Source organism: Mesorhizobium sp. M7A.F.Ca.MR.362.00.0.0, assembly GCF_004023175.1.
Taxonomy (GTDB): domain Bacteria; phylum Pseudomonadota; class Alphaproteobacteria; order Rhizobiales; family Rhizobiaceae; genus Mesorhizobium.
Map to the genome: position 1 here is coordinate 1 of NZ_RZTF01000805.1, position 982 is coordinate 982.

General features: G+C 63.3%; 2 protein-coding genes. One reads left to right on the forward strand and one right to left on the reverse strand.

Going from position 1 to position 982, the window contains the following annotated elements; genetic code table 11:
- A partial coding sequence (locus tag EOC06_RS37825; RefSeq protein WP_164899023.1) for an NAD-binding protein occupies positions 1-302 on the forward strand: 302 nt, incomplete at its 5' end.
- Between the two features lie 209 nt (positions 303-511).
- Here EOC06_RS37825 and EOC06_RS37830 read toward each other — a convergent pair.
- Positions 512-982 (reverse strand): RNA methyltransferase (locus EOC06_RS37830; protein WP_164899024.1); only part of this gene is annotated, 471 nt, incomplete at its 5' end.

Genomic DNA, 982 nt, shown 5'->3' on the forward strand with positions numbered 1-982 from the left:
TGATGGGCGGGCTGGCGGCTTCGCGCATTCTGGAAGTGCATGGCGAGCGCATGGTCAAGCGCACCTTCGCGCCTGGTTTCCGCATCGAACTGCACCAGAAGGATCTGAACCTCGCGCTGGAGGGCGCGAAGGCGCTCGGCGTTTCCTTGCCCAACACCTCGACGACTCAGCAGCTGTTCAATTCCTGCGCAGCCAATGGTGGCGCCAAGGAGGATCATTCGGCGCTGGTCAGGGCGCTGGAGCGGATGGCCAATTTCGAGGTCGGCAGCGAGGCAGCCGACGCCAGGGGCAAAGCGGCATAGGTCAGGAGAGGGCGGCGCAACGTTCCCAAGCCGCAAACTCTTGGCCCATCGAAGAACGGGTTCCGGCGTTTGTCGGGACCCGTTTCTCGTTTCGAGATACTTTTGGCTTAGAGCATTCCACCGTTTCACGGAAACGGCGAAATGCTCTAACTCTTTGTCTTGACGCAATTCTGGAAGGAAAACCGCTTCACACTTTTCCTAGAATTGCTCTAGCCGCGCTTCAAAAATGCCCGCGCCACGTAAAGGCTGATCGCCGCGGCATTCGACACGTTGAGCGAATGGATCGCGCCGGGCATGTCGAGCCGCGCCAGCGTCGTCACCGTCTCGCGGGTCTTCTGGCGCAGGCCCTTGCCTTCGGCGCCCAGCACCAGGGCGATCTTTTCCCCGGCAAAGCTCTTTTCGAGTTCGGCCGGCGCGTCCGAATCAAGCCCGATGGTGCGGAAGCCGGCCTCGTGCAGCTGGCCGAGCGCGTCGGCGAGGTTCTTCACCTCGATCTGGTCGATGTGCTCCAGCGCGCCGGAGGCGGATTTCGCCAGCACGCCCGATTCCTGCGGGCTGTGGCGGGCTGTGGTGATCAGCGCGCCGGCGCCGAAGGCGACCGCGGAGCGCAGGATGGCGCCGACATTGTGCGGGTCGGTGATCTGGTCGAGCACCAGCACCAGCTTCGCGTCACCAAGCGC